This is a genomic window from Nonomuraea sp. bgisy101 (genome assembly GCF_057708945.1).
In genome coordinates this window covers 1-1,892 of the sequence record NZ_JBYITD010000101.1, presented here as the reverse complement: position 1 = coordinate 1,892, position 1,892 = coordinate 1, and the positions used below count along the sequence as shown (strand labels likewise).

The window sequence follows — 1,892 nt, the reverse complement described above, 5'->3', positions numbered from 1 at the left end:
ACGAACGTCCAATCGCCGATGGAGGTGACGCCGAGAGGCTCCCCAGGGAGTGGGTAGTGATCCGGGTCGTCGGGGAAGGGACCCGGAGTGAAGTCCTCCCATCGACCGCCGAGGCGGGCAACCACCTGTTCAGGCGTGGCACGGATGTAGATGAAGCTGTAGCACTCCTCGGAGTATTCGCCGCAGAGCCAAGAGATATCGAGGGGCTGCATGGTCATGTCGCCATGGTGCCAGCCGCCACCGACAGGCACAGAAGCCGCTCGTCACGGGACGATGAGACCGGGCGCGATGCGGCGTGGCGCACCCTGGCCAGCGTGAACTCAGGATTCTAGTGAGCCCATTCCATCGTGACGCCGCTGGCCACAGGCGTGTTACGGAATCGCCACTGCTGACCCACAAGTAGAAGGCCCCTGGTAGAAGGGTTGTCGACCAAGGGTCACGTCCACGGACGTGGTGTATGAATCGATCTTCGCGTGATCCTGTTTATGCAGGTTAAGCGGTAAGTGTCTGTGGGAGTGGGTTCTGGGCTGGTGTGTCGCCAGGGATCATCCGGATACGGGATTTGGTGAGGATGTCCAGGCCCATGTAGCGGCGGGCTTCGACCCATTCGTCGGTCTGCTCGGCCAGCACGGCCCCGACCAGCCGGATGATCGCGGCACGGTCGGGGAAGATGCCGACTACGTCGGTGCGGCGGCGGATCTCTTTGTTCAGCCGCTCCTGCGGGTTATTGGACCAGATCTGCGGCCAGATCTCGCGAGGGAAGGCGGCGAAGGCGATCAGGTCTTCGCGGGCGGCGTCCAGGTGCTCGGCCGCGGCCGGATGCTTGGCCTCGAGCGTTTGCACCACCCAGGCGTGCTGGGCGCGCACCGAGGCGGTGTCGGGCTGGTCGAAGAGGGTGCGCACCAGGGTGGCCACGAACGGCTGCGCAGACTTGTTCACGCAGGTCAGAAGGTTGCGCAGGTAATGGCTACGACACCGTTGCCAGCAGGCGCCAGCCAAAGTGGCGCCGATCGCGGTCACCAGACCGGCATGGCAGTCAGAGATGACCAACTGCACCCCGGACAGCCCGCGGGCCACCAGGCCGCGCAGGAAGGCCAGCCAGCCCGCGCCGTCCTCAGCGCTGGTGACCTCCAGGCCGAGGATCTCGCGGCGGCCATCGGCGTTGACCGCGGTCGCAACCAGAACGTGCACGTTGACGATCCGGCCGCCTTCGCGCACCTTCTGGGTCAGCGCATCCAGCCACACGAAGGTGTAAGGGCCGGCGTCCAGCGCTCGCATACGAAAGGCTTCGACCTGCTCATCCAGGGTCTTGGCCATCTGGCTGACCTGGCTCTTGGAGATGTGCTTGATCCCGAGCTGCTCGATGAGCTTGTCGACACGCCGGGTGGAGACGCCGAGCAGATAGCTGGTGGCCACCACGCTGATGAGCGCCTGCTCGGCTCGCCGTCTGCGTTCCAGCAGCCAGTCCGGAAAGTAGGAGCCGGACCGCAGTTTCGGGATCGCCAGCTCGATCGATCCGGCGCGAGTGTCCCAGTCGCGACTGCGGTAGCCGTTGCGCCGGTTGGTCCGCTCGTCGCTGCGCTCGCCGTAGCCGGCACCGCACAGGCTGTCGGCCTCGGCCGACATCAACGCCTCGGCCATGGTCTTCACCATAGATCGCAACAGATCCGGATCCTTGGTCTCGATCTGCTTCGCCAGCCACTGCCCAGGCGTCACACTGTTGTTCACGGCCATCGTCTTTCGCTCCTTCGATCTTGACTCGCAATCACGAAGGATCACGCGATGGCCGTCCTCATTCACGGCTGCCACGCTTGTGAGCAGGTCAAACTCGTACACCACTTCCGTGGACGCAACCCGACCAAGATCAACCATCACCAGAGGCCTGTGTGCTG

General features: G+C 64.4%; 1 protein-coding gene and 1 pseudogene. Both read right to left on the bottom strand.

Annotation, left to right across the window (positions count from 1 at the left end; all coding sequences use genetic code 11):
- Positions 1–218, bottom strand: a pseudogene (locus tag AC3EO4_RS55605) (DUF6461 domain-containing protein); the annotation flags it as partial.
- Positions 219–492: 274 nt separating this feature from the next.
- Complete coding sequence (locus AC3EO4_RS55600) at positions 493–1,734, bottom strand: IS256 family transposase (RefSeq protein WP_379583836.1); 1,242 nt, start codon at positions 1,732–1,734, stop codon at positions 493–495.
- Positions 1,735–1,892 lie beyond the last annotated feature (158 nt).

What these genes read in the sequence shown, in the direction of transcription:
- AC3EO4_RS55600 (WP_379583836.1), bottom strand. Translation starts at nt 1,734, where the DNA reads ATGGCCGTGAACAACAGTGTGACGCCTGGGCAGTGGCTGGCGAAGCAG.